The sequence below is a fragment of the Mesorhizobium sp. M0870 genome, from assembly GCF_040319775.1.
Lineage (GTDB): Bacteria > Pseudomonadota > Alphaproteobacteria > Rhizobiales > Rhizobiaceae > Mesorhizobium.
On sequence record NZ_JAMYOI010000020.1, the window covers coordinates 18,835 to 39,137 of the forward strand.

Consider the following 20,303-nt stretch of genomic DNA (forward strand, 5'->3'; position numbering starts at 1 on the left):
ATCACACGCAGAAGGATCAGCCCAGAATCCTATCCAGAAACCGGTCGTCCAGCCGCGTTTCGCCGAACCAGTTCAGCCGGTTGATGCTGACGAAGCCGGCGTCGATCACCGCGTTTTCGTCGCCCGGCTGGCTGGCGTGAGCCCGACCGCGCGGGACCGTGATGACAGTGCGCCCGCCATCGCTCTCCACGATCTCGGCCGTGCGGGCGATCTTGTCGCGGCCAATGCGTGGCTGGCGGATTTCGGCCGGCAGCGCCGTCGGTAGGTTGACGCTCAGCCAATGGCCCTCCGTCGACCAGTCGGCGCGCGACTGCCAAAGCGAGGCAATCAGCGCTCCCAGCCATTGGTCGTCGCCATCGGTGAAATCAGGATCCTTCACACGCGAAAAGCCGATCGCCGGCACGCCCCAGAAGGTCGCCTCCCGCGCAATCCCGAGCGTGCCGGAATAGGCAAGGTCCTCGGCAACGTTGCGCCCGTTATTGACACCCGACAGCACAAGGTCCGGTTTCTCTGCGTCGGCAAACAGCCACGTCATCGCGCTCACCACGCAATCGGCGGGCGTGCCGGAACAGGAATACCAGCCCGGCCTGACATGCCGCATCGTCAACGGTCTGGCGATCGTCAATGACGAACCGGCAGCGGTGCGCTTGCCGTCGGGCGCGACCACCCACACATCGTCGCTCAACGCGCTTGCGGCTTTGACGAGACGGGCAAGCCCCGGCGCTTCGATGCCGTCGTCGTTGCAGACCAGGATTCTCATCGTTCTCTTGCCTCCGGCACCGGGATGCGCTGGCCGGTGCGGCATTGCGTGCGCAGCGACGGAATGTGGTTTTTGAGATCACCGAGAAGCTCGGCCGCGCAGGAGTGACCGAGTGCCGCGGGACGCCCGGCCTTCTCCCAGATGTCGACATTGCCCGACAGCGTAGGATGGGTCGGCATGCGCACCCAGTCCGCCCGGCCGGCCTTGTGCAGCAGATCGCCAGGCGAGCCTGACGGCAGATGCCCGGTGAGCAGCACCGGAAACCCTGCCTGACCGGCGCGCGGCAGCAGCCGTGACGACGGGCCGGCCTCGCCCATGCCGTCATCGGCAAGCAACGGCAGCGACGGCAGGGGATCAGCATCGGTCCAGTCGGCTGCGTCTTGCAGGCGGGCAAGCAGGAGTCCGGAAACGCCCGGCAACAGAGACGCGGTGGCGCCGATCTGCACTTCCAGCGATGAGCGCATGCCGGCATGGATGGCGAACGGCCCCGGCAAGGCCGCGATCAGCTCCAGCGACCGCCCCGAGAGTGGCGTCGGCAAAAGACATCCGTCCGAATGCCTCGCAACCCACTGCGAGATTTCGCGCGCCCGCGCCGCACCTGGCACGGGATCCGCGCCATAGGAAGCATCAAGAACAAGCAGGTCGCAGTGCGGGATCGTGTCCATCACAAAGACATTGCTGTCCGGCACCACATCGGCCGAATAGGCGACGCGGCTTTCGCCGTCGTCGACGGCAAACCAGACGCCGCCGACCACATGTCCCGATCGTCCCGTCCGGATCGTAAGATTGCCGCTCTTCAGCATGTCGCAAGGTTCGAACAATTCGATGCGATCTTCTGGAAAAGGGAACCGCCTGAAATCCTCGGGCTCAGCATAGCCGGCAAGCGTCGCCGGAGCCTCGTCGCGGGTCTCAGCCGTCATGAAAATCGGGCCGGCATAACCGCGCGCCAGAAGCCAGCTCAGCGCGCCGATATGATCCTCATGCGCGTGCGAGACGAACAGCGCGTCGATGTCGGCGATCGACCCGTTCAGCGCCGGATAATAGTCCGCGCCCGACGCGCCGACCTTGATGCCGACATCGAGCAGGATGCGATCGTTGCCGCTGCTGACAGCGAGGCTGGTGCGGCCTTTTTCCCCAAAACCGCCGAGCAGATCGAGCATCATCACGATGCTGCCCCTATTGCCGGGATCAGCCAGCCGGACCGTATCCGAAGACGCGCCCGGGCTCCGCTCTCCAGCACAACCGGGTCGGGCTGTTCGAAATGCAAGGTGAGGTCGGGACTGGTCAAAGGCGTGAATTCGATCCGCGCCGAACCACCCTGATAGATCACCCGTTTGACCAGGCCATCGAAGCCGGGACCGTCCGGCGACACGTCGAGATCGGTCGACCGGCAGCAGATCTTTGCCCCAGTTCGCGGCCGCTCGCCAGCCCGGCAGCGGACGACCAGTTCAGCGCCGAGAATCCGGACCTTGCAATGGCCCCTTTCTTCCGCGCTCAACACATCCGCGGGCAACAAAATGCCTTGGGAAATGAAGGACGCCACCATTTCATTTGCCGGCTCATGATAGAGCTCGGGCGGCGTCGCGAGCTGGGCAAGTCGCCCGCCGTCCATCACCGCGATCCGATCGGCCAGCGCCATCGCCTCGGCTTGATCATGGGTGATGTAGACGATGGTGGTGCCAGTGCGCTTGTGGAAGGACGCGAACTCGTCCTCCATCGAGGCCCTCAGATGCACATCGAGATTGGCGAGCGGCTCGTCGAACAGCACCAGCGAGGGCGCGGCGACAAGGCAGCGTGCGAGCGCCACGCGCTGGCGCTGGCCGCCGGAAAGATTGGCCGGCCTGCGCTCGCCCAGCCCTTGCAGATTGACCAAAGCGAGTGCGTCTTCAACCTTCTGGCGCGCGACCGCTTTGTCCAGCTTCGCCACCTTCAGCGAATAGCCGATGTTTTCGGCGACCGTCATGTGCGGCCACAGCGCATAATTCTGGAAGACGATGCCGACGCGCCGCTTTTCCGGCGCGACGCTGCCGCCCTTGCCCGAAACGACCTCGCTGCCGATGCGGATTTCGCCTGACGTCACTTTCTCGAATCCCGCGACCAGCCGCAGCAACGTCGTCTTGCCGCAACCGGAGGGGCCGAGCACTGCCAGGAATTCGCCGTCGGCGACGTCGATCGACACATCCTTGACGGCATCGAAATTGGCGAAGCTCTTGGTCACATTGTCCAGGCTCAATCGCGCCATGGCAGCACTCCGCTGGGAAGGTAGGGGGCAAGCAGATTGGTCACCAGCATCAGCACGAAGGTGACCGCGACGGTGATGACGGACATCGCCGCCGCGTAGTTGGAATCGCCGCCCTGCTCGAAGGAAAACATCACCACGCCGATCGTTTCCGAGCCTGACGACCACAGCAGCGCCGAGACGGTGAGCTCGCTGAGCGCCGTCATGAAGATCAGCAGGCCGCCGGCGATCGCCGCCGGTGCGACGAGCGGGAAGATGATCGTGCGCATGCGTGTGAACAGCCCGGCGCCCGCCACTTGCGCCGCCTCCTCCAGCGCCCGATCGATCTGGTGATAGCCGCTGATGGTCGGCCGCAGCGCCAGCACCAGGAAGCGGGCGAGATAGGCGTAGAGGATGATCCAGACGGTGTTGTAGAGCTGGATGCCGGTCAGCGGGATCGGCCGCAGGAACAGCAACAGCGAGGCGATCGCCAGCACCACGCCGGGCAAGGCATAGGGCAGCTCGACCGACAGATTGAGCAGCCGAACCCAGCGCTGCTTGCCCCAGGCGATCAGATAGCCGATCGGCACGGCGACTAGGACCGCGAAGAAGGCCGCCGCGATCGACAGCCAGAAGCTGTTGAAGAAGGCGCGGCTGGCCGCATCATGCTCGAACAGCACGAAGCGATAATTGTCGAACGTTGCCGTCTTGGCCGTGAGCGCGATGCCATAGCCCGGCACCAGCGATGTCAGCACCAGCCCGAACAGCGGCAGGATCAGCACCACGACGATCAACAGCCACATGCCCGCCTGGACGGCGGGCCGCCAACGGCCGAGCTCATAGGGCTCGGCCGCCAGCGAGGTGGAGCTGATGCGATAGTCGCGGCGGCGGCTCATGACCTCCTGGGCGAGGATGCCAGCCATGGCGATGACGCCGATCAGCACCGACAGGAAGGCGGTTTCGCCGAGCACGGCGGGACCGCCGCCGGCCAGCCGTTGATAGATCAAGGTCGGCAGCACGAGATAGTTGGCGGGAATGCCGAGAAAGGCCGGAATGCCGAAATTGCCGACGCAGGAGACGAAGGCCAGTGCGGCGGCCGCCATGATCGACGGCGTCATCAGCGGCAGCACGATGGTGACCAGCACGGTGAACCAGCCGGCGCCGCCGGCCCGTGCCGCTTCGACCAGCTCGCGCGGCAGCTTGCGCAGGCCGGCACGCACCAGCAGGAAGACCAGCGGGCCATACTGCACGCCGAGCAGCAGGATGATGCCCGAGGTGGAGTAGAGCGGGTTTTTGGTACCGAGCGGCGGTGCCGCCCCGAACAGTTTCAGGAATGGACTTGCCGGGCCGAACAATTGCAGCCAGGCCAGCGCCGTCACCTGCGGCGCGATCATCAAGGGCATGACGTAACAGAGCACCATGGCGCTGCGAGAGCGGATATCGGTCAGGGTGACGAGGACGGCCACCAGCGTTCCCGACAGCACCGCAAGCAGGGTGCCACCGATGCCGACGACCAGCGTGTGCCAGGTGGCGATCCAGGTCGCCGGGCTGGCGAGACCCGCTTTTATCGCGACGGTCGAGAGCGTGCCGCCGGGCGCCACGATCTCCTTGATCAGGCGCAGCATCGGCAGCAGCGAAAGCAGCACGATGACGACGGCCACCGCCGCCGTCAGGGCCATTTCCTGGCCCCGGCTTTCCCTGATCCGTGTTGACATGATTGTTTTTCCTGGGATCGATCGGCCGATGCGATCGGGTTTCGCCCGTCAGGGATGCCGCTGGGACGGCATCCCGCCGGGAATGCCGGCTCAGCCGCCGAACAGTTCCGAGAACTTCGCCTTGTCGGCGTCGGTCGTGGCGACGATTGCCTTGGTGTCGAACGGCATCACCTTGACCTTGACGCCTTCCGGCAGCCATTCGGGGCGGCCGACCGAAGCACGCGCCGGCAGATAGCCCATCGAAAGCGCCAGCTTCTGGCCGTCATCAGAAAGAATGAAGTCGACGAACTTCTTGGCGCCGTCCACGTTTTTGGCGGTCTTCATGATGGCAACCGGCTCAGTGACCGCCGGCACGCCTTCTGAGGGGAACACGAATTCGACCGGCGAGCCTTTCTTCTTGGCGTTCATCGCCATGAAATCGACCAGGATGCCATAGGGCTTCTCGCCTGATGCCACCGACTTCAGCACGGCGCCATTGCCGCGCACGCTGAGGGTGTTGTTGGTCTTCAGCTTCTGGAAGAAGTCCCAGCCATAGTTGGCGTCGCCGACAAAGCCCGAAAGCAGGTAGGCGGCCGCACCCGAATAGAGCGGGCTCGGCATGACCAGGCCATCGGTATAGGCCGGCTTGGCGAGATCGGCCCAATGCTCCGGCTTTTCGGCTGCGGCGGTGTTGTAGACGATGCCGGTGGTGATCAGCTTGCTGCCGAAATAGGTCTTGTCGGCGTCATAGGCATCCGCCTCGATGCCATCGAGCTTTGCCTCGGGATAGGGCAGCAGCCGGTCGTCCTTCTTCAACAGCTCCATGGAGACCGCGTCGGCGATCAAAAGCACATCGGGCTGCGGGCTGCCGGCGGCAAACTCTGCCGCCAACTTGGTCAGGATGTCGCTGGTTCCGGAGCGATAGATGGTCACGTCGATGCCGGGCTGCGCCTTCTTGAACGCATCCACGGTCTTGGCCGCGTCGGCTTCCGGCTGTGATGTATAGAGCGTCAGCGTTTCGGCGTTTGCCACGCCGGCAAACAAAGTTGCCGCGAGCGCCAGCTGGCTGGCCAGCAGCTTGATGAAATGCGTCTTCATGAGACCTCCTGTCTTGTCTGTGCATGACCGGTCCGGCTCCTGGCCGGTCCCCGTCTCTTCCTCCCTGCACGGCGCATATGACTGGTGGATGACACAGCGCGTGAAACCCACAAAATATGTTCATATGTACAATGTCAATTACAAATGAACAGGATTGTGCGACAATCGCGCGCCGGAGAAAGCCGGTATCAGTTGACATCAGGCCGGCGTTTCTCCGATGAGGCACCGGTCAGGCCACGGCTCATGAGGGACAGGAACCGATGACCACCGAAAAACCCCGACCGGCTCGCCCGGGATTGCCGATGGTCTCGTCGGATCTCAACGTCAAGACGGCTTGGCTCTACTATGTCGAAGGTTTCACGCAGGAGCAGATCGCCGAAAAGCTCGATGTCTCCAGGGTGAAGGTCATGCGCACGCTGGCCGCCTGCACCGCCGAGGGCATTGTCGTCACCATGATCAACGCGCCGACTGCCGGGCAGGTCGCGCTCGAACGGGAACTGGAAAAGCGCTGGGGTCTCAACGCCGCCGTCGTCATCCCGACGCCTTCGGTGCATGACCATCTGGAGAAGGCGATCGGCCATGCCGTCGCGGCCTATCTCGGCGAACAGATGCAGGACGGCATGACGCTGGCGATCGGCGGCGGCGCGACGCTGCATGCCAGCCTCGGCTTCCTTGCACGCCGGCAGTTGAAGCGCGCCTCGGTGGTGGCGCTCGTCGGCAGCCTGCCGCACTCGCAATGGATCAATCCATCCATCGTCGCCGCCAAGGTCGCCGATGTCTTCGAGGTCGACAGCTATCAGATCACCGCGCCGGTGATGGTGGACAACTCCTCGCTGCGCGATCTGCTGTGGGCGCAACCGACCCTGCAGGATGTGCGTCAACGCGCGGCCGCCGCCGACATCGCGCTGCTTACAGTCGGCGACATGTCGCCCGACGCCACTATCTTCCGGCACGGTATCGTGCCGTCGTCGCTGATCGCTCCGCTGAAAGCGAAGGGCGCGGTCGCCAACATGCTGTGCTATTTCGTCGACGCCGCCGGCAGGCTGGTCGACCACGAGGTCAACAAACGCGTCATGGCCATCGATCTTGATGTGGTCGGCCAGGTGCCGAATGTGGTTCTCGCCGCCGGCGGCAAGCGCAAGGTTGCGGCGATCCTCGCCGCGCTGAAGGCCGTCAGCACCAATGTCCTGATCACCGACAGCGATACGGCGACGGCACTGTTGGCCAGGAGCGGCTGAGCCGGCTCTCGGTTTAGATAAGCCCGCGCTCGCGCAAAAAATCCTCGACGCCGACATGGGTCATGGATTCGAATTCGGCGACCGCCTCCGCCACCCGCTTGCGCTGCGCCGCCAGCAGGGTGAACACCTGCTTCATCTCGCCGGAAACGCCAAAACGGCTCCAGCGCTCGGCGATGTGCGTGGGCAGGCCGATGTCGGCGCAGAACGCATCCAGGCTGTCATAGCCGAGGCTGGCGACAAGCTGCCTGGTCTCCTCCGCCGACATGCGCGGCTCGAAGGCGTGGTCGTGCAGGCGCTGCGCCACCAGCTTGATATCGGATGGCGACGCGCCCATGACCTTGCCGAACAGGGTTTTGACGTCAGATGGGTCGAATGCAGGCATATTTGGCCTCCCTGGATCGCAGTCCAGATAGAACATGGGTCAAGGGTCGGCGCCTGACAAGTCGTTTCTGTTTTAAGCCGGCGCATCATTCGGCGCCGGCTTCTGCTTGGTGGATCAGACCAGCAGGCCCATCGGATTTTCAAGGAGGTTCTTGAAGGCGACCAGCAGTTCGGCACCCAGCGCGCCGTCGACGGCGCGATGGTCGGTCGACAGCGTCACCGACATCACGGTGGCTATTCTGATCTCGCCGTTCTTGACCACTGCCCGCTCCTCGCCGGCACCAACGGCCAGGATGGTCGCATGCGGCGGGTTGATGACGGCGGCAAAGTCCTTGATGCCGAACATGCCGAGGTTGGACACCGCCGTGGTGCCGCCCTGATACTCTTCCGGCTTCAGCTTGCGGCTGCGCGCCCGGCTGGCCAGATCCTTCATCTCGTTGGAGATGGTGGACAGCGTCTTTTCGTCGGCATGCCGAATGATCGGCGTGATCAGCCCGCCCGGGATCGACACGGCGACGCCGACATCGGCATGCTTGTGCTTGACCATGGCGCTTTCGGTCCATGAGGCATTGGCATCCGGCACTGCCTTCAGCGCCATGGCCATCGCCTTGATGACCATGTCGTTGACCGACAGCTTGTAGGCGGGCGCATCGCCCTTATCGGTCTTCTTCACCGGGGCTGCGGCGTTGATCTGCGTGCGCAGCGCCAGCAGCGCATCGAGCTCGCAGTCGAGCGTCAGGTAGAAATGCGGGATGGTGGTCTTGGCCTCGACCAGCCGCCGCGCAATGGTCTTGCGCATATTGTCATGCGGGACGAGGTCGTGGGAGCCCTGTTCGAACAGTTTCAGCACCTGTTCGTCCGACATTGCCTTCACCGCAGGCGCAGGAGCGCCAGGAGCCTTGGCGGCAGGCGCCGCCTGGGCAGCACCTCCACCGGCAATCGCCGCGTCGACATCCGCCTTCACCACCCGGCCATGCGGGCCGGTGCCGGCAATGCTGGCAAGGGCAAGACCCGCCTCGCGGGCCAAGCGTCGGGCAAGCGGTGTTGCACGGCCGGCCGATGGCGATTCGCCAATCTCCCCCCTTGTGGGGGAGATGCCAAGTGGCGGCAAAGAGGGCAGGGCAGAGGGGGGCGTGACAGCATGCGACGCCGGCGGGACAGCGCGCCCCTCTGTCGGCTTCGCCGACATCTCCCCCACGGGTGGGGAGATTGGCGCTTTGTCCTGCTTTGTCGCAGCGACATCAGCCCCATAAGCCTCATCGTCAGCATAGATCCACGCGACGGCAGCGCCGACCGCAATATCGACACCTTCCTTGCCGCTGACATCGCGCAGGACGCCGCTGGCCGGCGCGTCGATCTCCATCGCCGCCTTGTCGGTCTCGATCTCGAACAGCACATCGCCCTTCTTGACGTGCGCGCCCTCCTCGGCGAACCAGCGCGAGATCTGTCCGGTCGCCATGTCCATGTCGACCTTGGGAAGAATGACTTCGGTCGGCATTTCTCAGCGAACCCCTTTCACGAGGTCGCGCGCGGCGGTGATGATGTCGGGAACCTGCGGCACCGTCGCTTTCTCAAGTTCCGGATTGTAGGGGATCGGCGTTTCGGCGCCGCCCAGCCGCACGATCGGCGCATCGAGATAATCGAAAGCCTCGCTCTCGGCGATCATGGCACTGACTTCGGCGCCGATGCCCAGCGTCTTGACCGCTTCGTAGACGCATAGCAGCCGCGACGTCTTCTTGACGCTGTCGATGACGGTCTGCTTGTCCATCGGCCGGATGGTCCGGAGATCGACGACTTCGACGTCGATGCCTTCGTTCTCCAGCGCGGCAGCTGCGTCGAGCGCCTTCTGCACCATGATCGAGGTGGCGACGATGGTCAGATCCCGGCCCTCGCGGCGGATATCGGCCTTGCCGATCGGCACGGTGTAATAGCCTTCGGGCACCGGTCCCTTCATCTTGTAGAGCAGCTTGTGCTCGAAGATCATGACTGGATCGGGATCGGCGACCGCCGCCAAAAGCATACCCTTGGCATCATAGGGCGTCGCCGGCTGGATGACTTTCAGACCCGGCACATGGCCGAGCCAGGCCTCGAGGCTCTGGCTGTGCTGAGCCGCCGCACCAGTCCCGGAACCGGCGGGAAAGCGCATCACCACGGGAACCGAAACCTCGCCGCCCAGCATGAAGCGCATCTTGGCCGCCTGGTTGACGATCTGCTCCATGGCAAGCGTGGCGAAATCGGAAAACTGGAACTCGAAGATCGGCCGCATGCCGGTGAGAGCAGCGCCCACCGCAACGCCCGCGCCACCCAGTTCCGAAATCGGTGTGTCGATGACGCGGTCAGCGCCGTAACGTTCGACCAGGTCGCCGGTGACCTGGAAGGCGCCGCCATAGACACCGATATCCTCGCCCATCAGGAAAACGCGTTCGTCCATGTCCATGGCGATCGCCATGGCTTCCTGGATCGCTTGGGCGTAGCTCAGTTCACGCACCATCGCGTCCATCACGCCTGCTCCGTATACACGTAATTTCCGGTCTCGCTGATATCGGGCGATGGGCTCGCATTGGCGAACTCGATGCCCTCGGCGATCTCTTGCGCCACGGCATCGCGAATGGCCTCGATGCCCTTGTCGTCGATGAAGCCGAATTCCCTGAGCTCGCTTTCGAACAGAGTGATCGGATCGCGGTTCGACATCCAGTCCTCGATCTCTTCCTTGGTGCGATAGCGGTTGCGGTCGCTCTTGGAATGGCCGCGATGGCGGTAGGTCTTGGACTCGATCAGCGTCGGCCCCTCGCCGGCGCGGGCTCGGGCGATAGCCTGATGAGACGCCTCAGCGACCTCGGAGAAGATGTTGCCGTTGACGATGACACCCGGCATCGAATAGGCGGCGGCGCGCTCGGCGATGTTCTTGACCGCGGTCGAGCGGGCCGTCGATGTCGACATGCCATAGCCATTGTTCTCGCAGACGAAAATGACAGGCAGCTTCCAGACCGCCGCCATGTTGAGCGCCTCGTGGAAAGCGCCTTCATTGTTGGCGCCATCGCCGAAGAAGGAGACCACGACCTTGCCGGTCTTCATCATCTTGGAGGACAATGCCGCCCCGACGGCGATCGGGATGCCGCCACCGACGATGCCATTGGCGCCGAGATTGCCCTTGCCGACATCGGCGATGTGCATCGAGCCGCCACGGCCCTTGCAATAGCCTGTGGTCTTGCCGAAGAACTCGGCGAACATGCGCTTGACCTCGGCACCCTTGGCTATGCAGTGGCCATGACCGCGATGCGTCGAGGTGATCTGGTCATCCTCGGCAAGCGGCATGCAGATGCCCATGGCGCTGGCTTCCTGGCCGATCGACAAATGCATGGTGCCGTGGATGAGACCGCGCGTGTAGCACTCCTCCGCGCCCTCTTCGAAGCGGCGGATCAGGTACATCTTATGGAGCACCTCCCTGAGCTGCTCGGCGCTGTAGTGGCGGTAGACGAAGGGCAGATTGGCGCGACTGTCAGTGACGGCTTTGCTGGCTGTGGCCATGATCACGCTCCCACGGACCCATAGACGAGCTTGTCCTGGCGGGCGCGCAGTTCGGCGATCTTGGAGCCCGCCGCGGGCGCTGCATTCGCGTAGGTTATGAGCTCGCCCTTCTTGATCGGCGCGGTGACCGAGCCGCCCTGCAGCAGGCCGCAGGGAATGGCCTTGGCGGCGCGCGCCTCAGGCGTCGTCATGATCCAGGCACGATAGCAATATTCGCCGATCGCATCGAGCTTCTCGCCGGGCTTCATGTCCTTCTTGGCCACGGCGGCGACTTCGGCCACCGGTTTGGCCAGCGGCACCATGTCGGCCTTGCCGTAGAGCACGACGCGCGCGCAGGTCAGCGGCACTTCGAGCGAGGTCAGGTGATAGGGACGATGGAAAGTGAAATACGGGCCCTTGCCCATCTTCAAATCTTCCATGCGCTCGGAGATGCGCGGATGCGACATATCGGCAACGACGAAGACGCCGGGCGCGACACCCTTGCCGATCGAATAGTCGACGACGCCGACCCTCGACAGCACGCCGCCATCCTTCTGCGGCACCAGCACCTTGGACAGTTCGCCAAGCGTCGCCGCCGGGCCATGCATGCCGGCCTTGTCTGGAATCAGGCCGGTGGCATTGGCGATTGTCGCCATCTCGACCATGGTCTTGGAGCCGTCGACGAATTCGACCAGCATCCGCACATTCATGTGCCGGCGCTTGGCTTCCTCCTCATAGTCGGGGGGAATGGCGTCGATGTTGAGCGGATTGTTCTTGCCCTTGCCTGCGGCAACGATCGGATGGCCCATGGCCGAAACGAATTCGATGAGTTCCATGCAGGAGGACGGCTCGTCGCCGGCGCCCAGCGAATAGGTGACGCCGAGCCGGTCGGCCTCGCTCTTCAGATAGGCGCCGATGGTGACGTCGGCCTCGACATTCATCATCACCAGATGCTTGCCATGTTCCATGGCGCGCAGCCCGATCTCGGCGCCGACGGCGGGAACCCCGGTGGCGTCGATGACGACGTCGATCAGATCGTTGTTGATGACCAGATTGGCGTCGTTGGTCACCGCGACCTTGCCGGCTTCCATCGCCGCCGTCATCGCGGACGCGCTCGAGACTTCGCGCGCGTGCCCGGTTTCCTGAAAGGCGATATCGACGGCCTTGCTGGCGGCAGGCAGGTTCAGTTCGGAAATGGCGCCGATCTCGATGCCCGACATATGGGCGACACGAGTGACGATGTCGGTTCCCATCTCGCCCGAGCCGATCAGGCCGATACGGATAGGCTTGCCCGACTTGGCGCGTTCCTCGAGATCGCGGGCAAGGCCCGTCAACGAAACATTGGAAGCCATACCGCTCGTTCCTCCCATAATGCAGGCTTGTTCGATTGCCTGACGGGTATTGAACATCTGTATTTCTGTCAAGACTAATGTCCAGATTCTCGTGCTTAAAACCACTTTCCCGGCAGCCCGAACCACGGAGGAAAACGAAGCTGGGAACCGCGCGGCGCGCAAAGACAGGTTCGCTCGCAGTCGCGCTGGAACAACGCCAGCGCGGAACGCTTTTTGGGATTATGGACGGCTGTGAAATAAAAATACCGGAATATAAAACTATAAAATTTATCTTTCATGGCGTGTTCTCGCGTGCTAGCGTCGCGTCACGACTGGAAATGGAGTGCGCTTCCTGGGGTGGCATTTTCCGGTCTGTTCCAAATAGGTCTGCCAAGGGACAGCGGTCGATGAAGACGAAAACGCCTGGCGGGAAGGCTGTGTCCGGAGAGACTGAGGTGGCCAGTGCGCTGGAAGCCAGGTTGCGTGAGGGCTGGCTGGATTTCGCCCGGACCGAGCAGGCAATTGCGCGATACCTGCTCGCCAACATCCATGACATTCCCTTTGAAACTGGCGCCACCATTGCCGTCGGCGCCGGTGTAAGCGAGGCAAGCGTCACCCGTTTCGTACGGCGTCTCGGTTACATCGATCTCAAGGAAATGAAGCGTGGCCTGCGCTCCGCACCGAAAGCCGGAGGCCCGGGCCTGGACAGTGCCGAGTTGCGTTTCCGCATCGGCGGCGAAAAGCGGGAGCGGTTGGCTCGCAGCCTGGAGATGGAGCAGCAGGCCTTGACCGCGGCCTATGGCCTTGCCCAGGGCGAGATGTGGTCCGAAATTGTTCATCTGCTGAGCACCTGTGATCGCGTGAACTGCGTCAGCTTCCAGGCAGTGAAGGGATTGGGGCTCGATTTCGCGACGCGTCTGCGCTGGGTGCGGAGCGATGTCCGCTTTGCCGAAGGTTTGGGCGGCACGTTCTCGGAAATCCTCACCGACAGCGGCGAAAATTCTTGTGTCCTGCTGATCGACACAGCGGAATACGCCGCGATGAGCTTTCGGCTTTGCGCCCAGATCAAGCGCCGGAAGATTCCTCTGATCATCGTTACCGACAAATACAGTCATTGGGCATCTGAATACACAAAACTGGCGCTCGAAGTATCGACGCGCGTCGACCTGTACTGGGATTCGACGGCCGCGATAAGTTCGGTTCTGAACCTCCTCACGCATTCCGTTGCCGAGAAACTCGGCAAATCGGCCGAGACGCGGATGAATGAGCTGGAGGATATCGCCGGGATCCTGCGGACCTTCCACAAGCCGCCACGGCGCGTCGCACGGCACATCAAAGAAGAAGGCGAAGAATGACGATGCATCACCCGTTGCTGAAACCGTGGACAGTCAGGGCAAGCGCATGAAGTTGACGGAATACGCCGCCTATGACGGCGTTGGTCTGGCCGATCTCCTGCGCAAGCGGGAAGTTACGCCGCGCGAACTGGGAAACTGCATCCTTTCAGGGATCGCCGCGGTCAATCCGCAGCTCAATGCCGTGATCGAAACCTATGCCGATGCGATCGAAGCGCTCGGCGAGGATCCCGGACCCGCACCTTTCCACGGCATGCCGACATTGACCAAGGATTTCCCCATCGAAGCCGGCCGGCCGGGAGAGTTCGGCAGCGTTCTTGCCAAGGGTTTCATCTGCGGCGACGATCACGCCTTCTGGGTGAAAATGCGATCCGGCGGCCTTGCCAATATCGGGCGCACCACCACGTCGGAATTCGGCATAGCGGCGGCAACCGAATCCTCCCTCTATGGTGCGACACGCAACCCCTGGGATACCAGCAGGGGTGTTTCGGGATCGAGCGGCGGCGCAGCGGCAGCCGTTGCCGCCGGCATCGTTCCCTTCGCGCAAGGCGCCGACGGTGGCGGCTCCATTCGCACCCCCGCCGCCTTTTGTGGTGTCGTCGGCCTGAAGCCGTCTCGTGGCCGGATCAGCGGTGCGCCGGAATCGAATGCGCCAATGCTGGGTCTCGCCATTTCATTCATGCTGACACGCTCGATCCGCGACACGGCGGCTTTGCTTGATCTGGGGTCTGGTGCGCTTCCCGGCGACAGCTATGAGATCGTCCCTCCAACCACCAGCTATGCCCAGGCGATCAAGACGCCACCAAAGGCTTTGCGCATCGCCCTGTGTACAACGTCCTGGTCCGGCTATCCGCTCGACGCCGAGGTGAAGGCGGCAGTTCTCGAAGTGGGCAAGAGGCTGGAGCAACTGGGCCACAAGGTCGTCGAAGCCGGGCCTGTGTTCGATTATGAGCGCTATCTGGCGGCACAGAAAGTGATCTGGGCAGCTTCTACGGCGCAGTCGCTCGACGAGTTGGCGGGCTTGCTGCGACGGCCAGTCGAAGAGGCCTGCCTGCAGCAGACGACACTTGCTGTCTATCGCCATGGCCGAACGCTGGACGCGGCAAGCCTGATCGCGGCCCTCGCTGTTTATGACCAGATCACGCGGACGGTTGGCGAATTCCTGGCCGTCCATGACGTGCTGGTGACGCCGACTTGCGCGATCTCGCCGGAGTTGCTCGGCACGTACAACCCGGATCGTCCCGGCCGCGACATCGATACGGTGTTCGCCGATCTGGCGCCGAAGGAGACGTTCAGCGCGCTCTTCAACGGCACTGGATCGCCGGCGATATCTCTGCCGCTCGGCTGGACGCAAAACGGCCTGCCGATCGGCGTGCAGTTTGTCGCCGCATTCGGACGCGACGATCTGCTGCTACGGCTAGGTGCGGTGCTTGAGGCCGACTACGCCTGGCACCAGCGCAAACCACCTGCCCACATCACCAAGACTGCTTGAACCAACAAGGACTGCTTGAACCAACAAGCATGGAACCGCCCCGGGAACATCATCAACGAAAATGGGAGATTGTCATGGACCGCAGAGTATTCCTCAAAAGTGCGGCGTTTGCCGGCTTCAGCATCGCGACGTTGCCGGCCACATTGCTTCGAGCCAATGCTGACGGCAGCAAGATACTGCGTATGGCCTATGGGGCCGAGGTTCTCACCCTGGACCCGATCAAAACCACTTACGGAGCCGATATCCTTATCCAGGGCATGATGTATGCACGCCTGCTGCATGCCAATGCCGATCGCACAGAAGTCGGCCCGGGCCTTGCCGAGAGCTGGGACATCGCGGATGACGGCAAGACCTATACCTTCCACCTGCGCGAGGCCAAATTTTCCGATGGGTCGCCGATCACGGCCGAGGACGTGGCGTTCAGCTGGAACCGCATGCGCTTCCAGAAGGATTCCGCCTATGCGGCGCCGTTTCAGCCCCTGACCAAGGTCGAGGCAAAGGACGCCAGGACAGTGGTGATGACGCTCGACCGCAAATTCACGCCCTTCCTGACGCTGACCGAAATCTGGAATACCGGCATCGTGCCGAAGGCAGCGGTCGAGAAAATGGGCGACGACGCTTTCGCCAAGGCGCCGGTCACATCAGGGCCGTTCAAATTCGTCGAATTGAAGCCGGGAGACCGCGTGGTCCTTGGCCGCAACGAGCATTATTACCGCCAAGGCGAGCCCAAGATCGACGGCGTCGAATTCCGCTATGTCCCGGACGACAACACCAGGGTCTCGATGTTGCAGGCGGGCGAACTCGACGTCTGCCTCGCAGTTCCGGCCCCGCGCATGGCCGAGTTGAAGGCCGCCGGCTTCCGGGCCGACCCTGAACCTTCGAGCACCACCTATGACATGCTGATCAACCATTCGGCAGAACCCTTCAACGACCTCAAATTCCGCCAGGCCGTCAGCTATGGCATCGACCGCACGGCCATCAATGCCGCGGTGACGCTGGGTCTCGGCACGCCGGCCAGTTCCATCATGAGCCCGACGCTCGATTTCTTCGACAAATCGCTGCCAGTCATTGCCCGAGACGTCGAAAAGGCCAAGGCCCTGCTGGCAGAATCCGGCAAGACCGGAGCCAGTTTCGAACTCATCCAGAATGCCGGAAGTGCCGACGAGGAAAAGGCGGCGGTGCTGATCCAGGCGCAGTTGGCGGAAGTCGGCATCACCGTCAACATTGCCAAGATCGATTCAACCCAGGCATGGACCCGCCTCGCCGATGGCGAGTATCAGGCGGAAATGAACTGGTGGTACAACGAGACGCGAGATCCCGACAACGCATTGCGCTGGTGCGTCTGGGGCGCGGGCGACAACAAGTCCTACTACACCCGCTACAACAACGAAACGGTCGACAAACTGATCGATGAAGCCTCGGGCGAGGCGGACAATGCCAAACGGGCCGAGCTCTATGCCCAGATCCAGAAGACCGTGGTGGACGAGGTGGCGCAGGTGGCGCTCTATCACCCGACGTGGCTCAACGCCTACGCCCCGAGCGTGAAAGGGTTGGTCCTGAACGTCGGCCTGCAATTCTCGTCCATCGGCGGGACCAGCCTGGATTGATCGGCACAGGATGCGAGACGGGGACGAGACACTTCGTCCCCGTCTCGCATCGATTTGACACCAGGATCCCGACCATGAATCGATTCTCCTTCGTGCTTAGACGGCCGATACAGTTGATCCCCGTGCTGCTGGGTATCAGTGTGATCACCTTCCTGCTGCTGCAAATGACACCCGGCGATCCGGTTCGCCTCATGCTTGGCCCCAAGGCCAGTCAGGAGGCGATCGAATTCGTGCGGGCGCGATACGGTCTCGATCAGCCCATCCCCGTGCAGTATTTCTATTACGTGCTGAATTGCCTGCGCGGCGATTTCGGTCAGTCGATCGCCTTCCGGGGTCCCGTCAGCGGCGTCATCGCGGCACGGATCGCGCCAACGGTTTTCTTGATCCTCTACGGCCTCGTGATCTCGCTGCTGTTGACATTCGCGCTCGCGGTCACCGCTGCCCGGCAGCGCGGACGGTGGATCGATCACCTCATCCGTCTCGTCTGCGTCGCGGGCGTCGGCGTGCCGTCCTACTTTGTCGGCCTGCTGTTGATCATGGGCTTCTGCCTGCGGCTGAAGATTTTCCCGGTATCCGGTTACGGACCGACCTTTATCAACAATCTGTGGCATCTGTTCTTGCCGGCCCTGACGATCGGTATCGGGGTGACGCCGATCCTCGCGCGCAATCTGCGCGCGACCTTCATTCAGCAGCTGGACAAGGATTACGCGATCGCCTGCCGCTCCAGGGGCCTGCCGGAAAGCTATATCTTTTCCCGACATGTATTCTGGAATTCCCTGTTGCCGACGGTCAATCTGCTGGGCGTCGTGGTCGCCTTCCTGATCGGCGGAACGGTCGTTGTCGAAAATGTCTTCAACATTCCAGGGCTCGGCAACCTGCTCATCCGCGGCGTTCTCACGCACGACCAGTTCGTCGTCCAGGCGGTGGCCCTGCTGCTTGCCGTAGGTGTCGTCATTTCGAATTTTGCCGTCGATGTCTTGACCGCCATTCTCGACCCAAGGGTGGAATTATGAGCGATGTGATGCAGGGCAGCGGCTCCTTGGCCATGGCGCGTATCCGGACGATGCCGGCAACCTTGATCATTGGCGGCGCCATCACCTTGGCCTGGATCGTCGTGGCCATTTTGGCGCCGGTGCTGACCAGTTTCGACCCGATCAAGGTCGATGTGATGCAGGCGCTGAAACCACCTGGCGCCGAGCATTGGTTTGGCACCGACGCCATCGGCCGCGATGTCCTGGCGCGGACACTGTTTGCCGCACGCTACGATCTCGCAATGGCCTTCTTCGGCGTCGTCGGTCCGATCATCCTGGGGACGATCATCGGCCTTATCGCCGGCTATCTGGGTGGCCGGATCGATGCCGCGCTGATGCGCATCCTCGAGGTCACCGTATCATTTCCCTATTTCGTCCTCGTGATCGCCATCGTGGCCGTGCTGGGACCCGGCCTCAAGAGCTACTTCATCTCGCTCACCTTGGTGAACTGGGTCAGCTATGCGCGACTTGTGCGGAGCCAGGCGCTGGTGCTGCGCGGCGTCGATTTCGTGCTGGCGGCACGTGGCATGGGTTTTGGGCATTTGCGCATCATGCTGTTCCACATCCTGCCGAATGCCATCGTCCCATCGATCGTCTTCGTCATGACCGATGCCGTGCTGGCCATCGTGCTCGGATCATCATTGGGTTTTCTCGGCCTCGGCGTACAACCGCCGACGCCCGAATGGGGCGCCATGATCGCGGATGGGCAGACCTACCTGACGACCGCATGGTGGATTGCGATCTTCCCAGGCATCGCCATCTGCCTTCTGGCGCTGGGCCTCTCGTTGACCGCTGATGGTCTCGCCCGCCTCCTGAACACGGAATCCTGAGATGAGCGACCTCGTCAGCGTCGAGAACCTCACCATCGACTTCGCCACCAATTTTGGCGACGTCCACGCCCTGCGCGGCGTCAGCTTTTCACTAAAAGCGGGAGAGGTCCTTGGGATCGTCGGTGAATCCGGATCGGGCAAGACGGTGGCCTGCAGAGCCATCCTCAAGCTGATTGCCGGCAACGCACTGGTGAAGTCGGGCCGGATCATGTTCGAGGGCAGCGATGTCCTCGCCATGAAGGATGCCGAGCTGGGCCGGCTGCGCGGCGGGCAAGCGGCGATGATCTTCCAGAACCCGTCGACGCATCTTGATCCGATCATGACGGTCGGGCGTCAGGTGGGCGAAGCGATGGTGGTCCATCAGGGCATATCCTGGCGGCAGGCCAATGCGCGGGCGGTCGGACTGCTCGAAGACATGCATATCAAGGACGCGTCAAGGCGCGCGGGCGCCTATCCTCACGAGCTGTCCGGTGGCATGCGTCAGCGGGTGATGATTGCGGCGGCCCTTGCCTGCGAACCGAAACTGCTGATTGCCGACGAGCCCACGACGGCACTTGATGTCACGGTGCAAGCTCAGATACTCGACCTGCTCCGCGGCATCCGGCGTGAACGCAACCTGTCGGTCATTCTGGTCTCCCACGACCTTGGCGTGATCGCGGAAATGTGCGACCGCGTCGTCGTCATGAAGGACGGTGCGGTGCTGGAAATCGGCTCGGTCGATCAGATCCTGCGTGACCCCGCCCATGAATACACGAAGCGCCTGATCGCTTCCCAACCCTCGCTGATGAAGCCGACCACGCATGCCTGCCCCGTGGCGACGGAACCGCATCTCCTGGTGAAGAACCTGTGCGTGAACTTCTACCCTGGGCAGAGCCTTGCGGCCTGGGCGACGCGCAAGCCGCCGCAAATCGTGCGCGCCGTCGACAATGTTTCGCTGGCATTGCGGCGCGGTGGGGCGCTGGGGATCGTCGGCGAGTCCGGTTCCGGCAAGAGCACCATAGCCCGGGCTATTGCAGGCCTTGTGCAGCCGCAACAAGGAGAGATCGAGGTGGACGGCCAATCGCTCGATCGCGCACTGAGGCAGCGCCGACCGGAGCAGGTTCGCAAACTGCAGATGGTGTTCCAGGACCCGTTCATGTCCCTCAACCCGGCGTTTACGGTTGCGCGAACTCTGGCCGAACCGCTGCGGCAACAGAACATCTGCCCGGAAAGAGACATCCCGGAGCGGATCCGTGAGCTGATGGAAAAAGTGGAATTGCCACGCCAGTTGCTGGACCGACGCACCACGCAGCTTTCCGGCGGCCAGCGGCAGCGCGTCGGCATCGCCAGAGCCCTGGCGCTGGAGCCCGAGATCTTGATCGCCGATGAAGTCACCTCCGCTCTGGACGTCACCATCCAGGCCCAGGTGCTCGGCCTCTTTGCGCGGCTGCGCCGCGAATTGTCGCTGACGCTGATCCTGATTTCCCACGATCTGGGCGTGGTGCGTTATCTCTGCGAGCACGTTGCGGTCATGCAGCACGGCAAGCTGGTTGAATACGGCAATACGGAAGACGTTCTGGATCGTCCGCAGCAGGCCTATACCCAAGAATTGATCGCCGCTATCCCGAAACTCTCGCGTCGAACGAGCAGCGGAATCCAACCAGGAGACACCCCGCTACTGGCCGCCGGAAGCAAATGCTAGACTAAAGCCTTCAGGGCCGAGCGTGATCGAGCACGGCAGCGTCAGCACCCAGGCAAGCAGCAAATTGCGTCGTGCGTTGCCGG

General features: G+C 62.8%; 17 protein-coding genes. 7 read left to right on the plus strand and 10 right to left on the minus strand.

Features of this window, described 5'->3' with window-relative positions:
• Positions 1 to 16: 16 nt before the first annotated feature.
• The 5 genes from NKH97_RS22395 to NKH97_RS22415 all read right to left on the minus strand — a co-directional run bounded on the left by NKH97_RS22395 (position 17) and on the right by NKH97_RS22415 (position 5,770).
• Positions 17 to 760: a 5'/3'-nucleotidase SurE gene (locus NKH97_RS22395; protein WP_352776309.1), complete on the minus strand. Its 744-nt coding sequence runs from the start codon at positions 758 to 760 to the stop codon at positions 17 to 19.
• Positions 757 to 1,923, minus strand: coding sequence for an MBL fold metallo-hydrolase (locus NKH97_RS22400; protein WP_352776316.1), 1,167 nt, complete (start codon positions 1,921 to 1,923; stop codon positions 757 to 759). Before NKH97_RS22400 ends, NKH97_RS22395 begins: the two co-directional genes overlap by 4 nt.
• Entirely contained in the window at positions 1,923 to 3,002 is a 1,080-nt protein-coding gene (locus NKH97_RS22405; RefSeq protein ID WP_352776310.1) for an ABC transporter ATP-binding protein, read from the minus strand. The genes NKH97_RS22400 and NKH97_RS22405 overlap by 1 nt, the downstream gene beginning before the upstream one ends.
• Positions 2,990 to 4,693, minus strand: a complete 1,704-nt coding sequence (locus NKH97_RS22410; protein ID WP_352798818.1) for an ABC transporter permease — start codon at positions 4,691 to 4,693, stop codon at positions 2,990 to 2,992. Before NKH97_RS22410 ends, NKH97_RS22405 begins: the two co-directional genes overlap by 13 nt.
• A 90-nt stretch (positions 4,694 to 4,783) precedes the next feature.
• A complete protein-coding gene (locus NKH97_RS22415; protein WP_352798819.1) occupies positions 4,784 to 5,770 on the minus strand; it encodes an ABC transporter substrate-binding protein in 987 nt (328 codons plus the stop codon).
• Positions 5,771 to 6,030: 260 nt separating this feature from the next.
• Between NKH97_RS22415 and NKH97_RS22420 the strand changes: the two genes are divergently transcribed.
• Positions 6,031 to 7,008, plus strand: a complete 978-nt coding sequence (locus NKH97_RS22420) for a sugar-binding transcriptional regulator (RefSeq protein ID WP_352798820.1) — start codon at positions 6,031 to 6,033, stop codon at positions 7,006 to 7,008.
• A gap of 13 nt (positions 7,009 to 7,021) precedes the next feature.
• Here the strand turns inward: NKH97_RS22420 and NKH97_RS22425 are convergent, their stop codons facing one another.
• The 5 genes from NKH97_RS22425 to NKH97_RS22445 form a co-directional block, all read right to left on the minus strand.
• A complete protein-coding gene (locus NKH97_RS22425) occupies positions 7,022 to 7,390 on the minus strand; it encodes a hypothetical protein (RefSeq protein WP_352798821.1) in 369 nt (122 codons plus the stop codon).
• Between the two features lie 114 nt (positions 7,391 to 7,504).
• Complete coding sequence (locus NKH97_RS22430; protein WP_352798822.1) at positions 7,505 to 8,887, minus strand: pyruvate dehydrogenase complex dihydrolipoamide acetyltransferase; 1,383 nt, start codon at positions 8,885 to 8,887, stop codon at positions 7,505 to 7,507.
• A gap of 3 nt (positions 8,888 to 8,890) precedes the next feature.
• A complete protein-coding gene (locus NKH97_RS22435) occupies positions 8,891 to 9,889 on the minus strand; it encodes an alpha-ketoacid dehydrogenase subunit beta (RefSeq protein WP_023811031.1) in 999 nt (332 codons plus the stop codon).
• The gene (locus NKH97_RS22440) at positions 9,889 to 10,917 is read right to left on the minus strand and encodes a thiamine pyrophosphate-dependent dehydrogenase E1 component subunit alpha (protein WP_023811030.1); all 1,029 of its coding nucleotides are present in this window, start codon (positions 10,915 to 10,917) and stop codon (positions 9,889 to 9,891) included. The genes NKH97_RS22435 and NKH97_RS22440 overlap by 1 nt, the downstream gene beginning before the upstream one ends.
• Positions 10,918 to 10,919: 2 nt before the next feature.
• Complete coding sequence (locus NKH97_RS22445; RefSeq protein ID WP_023811029.1) at positions 10,920 to 12,248, minus strand: NAD(P)H-dependent oxidoreductase; 1,329 nt, start codon at positions 12,246 to 12,248, stop codon at positions 10,920 to 10,922.
• A 386-nt stretch (positions 12,249 to 12,634) separates the two neighbouring features.
• On the opposite strand from NKH97_RS22445, the gene NKH97_RS22450 reads away from it, so the two are divergent.
• The 6 genes from NKH97_RS22450 to NKH97_RS22475 all read left to right on the plus strand — a co-directional run bounded on the left by NKH97_RS22450 (position 12,635) and on the right by NKH97_RS22475 (position 20,220).
• Complete coding sequence (locus NKH97_RS22450; protein WP_352798823.1) at positions 12,635 to 13,582, plus strand: MurR/RpiR family transcriptional regulator; 948 nt, start codon at positions 12,635 to 12,637, stop codon at positions 13,580 to 13,582.
• Positions 13,583 to 13,628: 46 nt separating this feature from the next.
• Positions 13,629 to 15,071: an amidase gene (locus NKH97_RS22455; protein WP_023811027.1), complete on the plus strand. Its 1,443-nt coding sequence runs from the start codon at positions 13,629 to 13,631 to the stop codon at positions 15,069 to 15,071.
• A gap of 74 nt (positions 15,072 to 15,145) precedes the next feature.
• Positions 15,146 to 16,678 carry an ABC transporter substrate-binding protein gene (locus NKH97_RS22460; RefSeq protein WP_050592685.1) on the plus strand — a complete coding sequence of 511 codons (1,533 nt, stop codon included), beginning with the start codon at positions 15,146 to 15,148 and terminating at the stop codon, positions 16,676 to 16,678.
• Between the two features lie 74 nt (positions 16,679 to 16,752).
• Positions 16,753 to 17,691 carry an ABC transporter permease gene (locus NKH97_RS22465; RefSeq protein ID WP_023811025.1) on the plus strand — a complete coding sequence of 313 codons (939 nt, stop codon included), beginning with the start codon at positions 16,753 to 16,755 and terminating at the stop codon, positions 17,689 to 17,691.
• A complete protein-coding gene (locus tag NKH97_RS22470; RefSeq protein WP_236383514.1) occupies positions 17,688 to 18,539 on the plus strand; it encodes an ABC transporter permease in 852 nt (283 codons plus the stop codon). The genes NKH97_RS22465 and NKH97_RS22470 overlap by 4 nt, the downstream gene beginning before the upstream one ends.
• Before the next feature lies 1 nt (position 18,540).
• A complete protein-coding gene (locus NKH97_RS22475) occupies positions 18,541 to 20,220 on the plus strand; it encodes a dipeptide ABC transporter ATP-binding protein (protein WP_352798824.1) in 1,680 nt (559 codons plus the stop codon).
• The last annotated feature ends 83 nt before the right edge of the window (positions 20,221 to 20,303 follow it).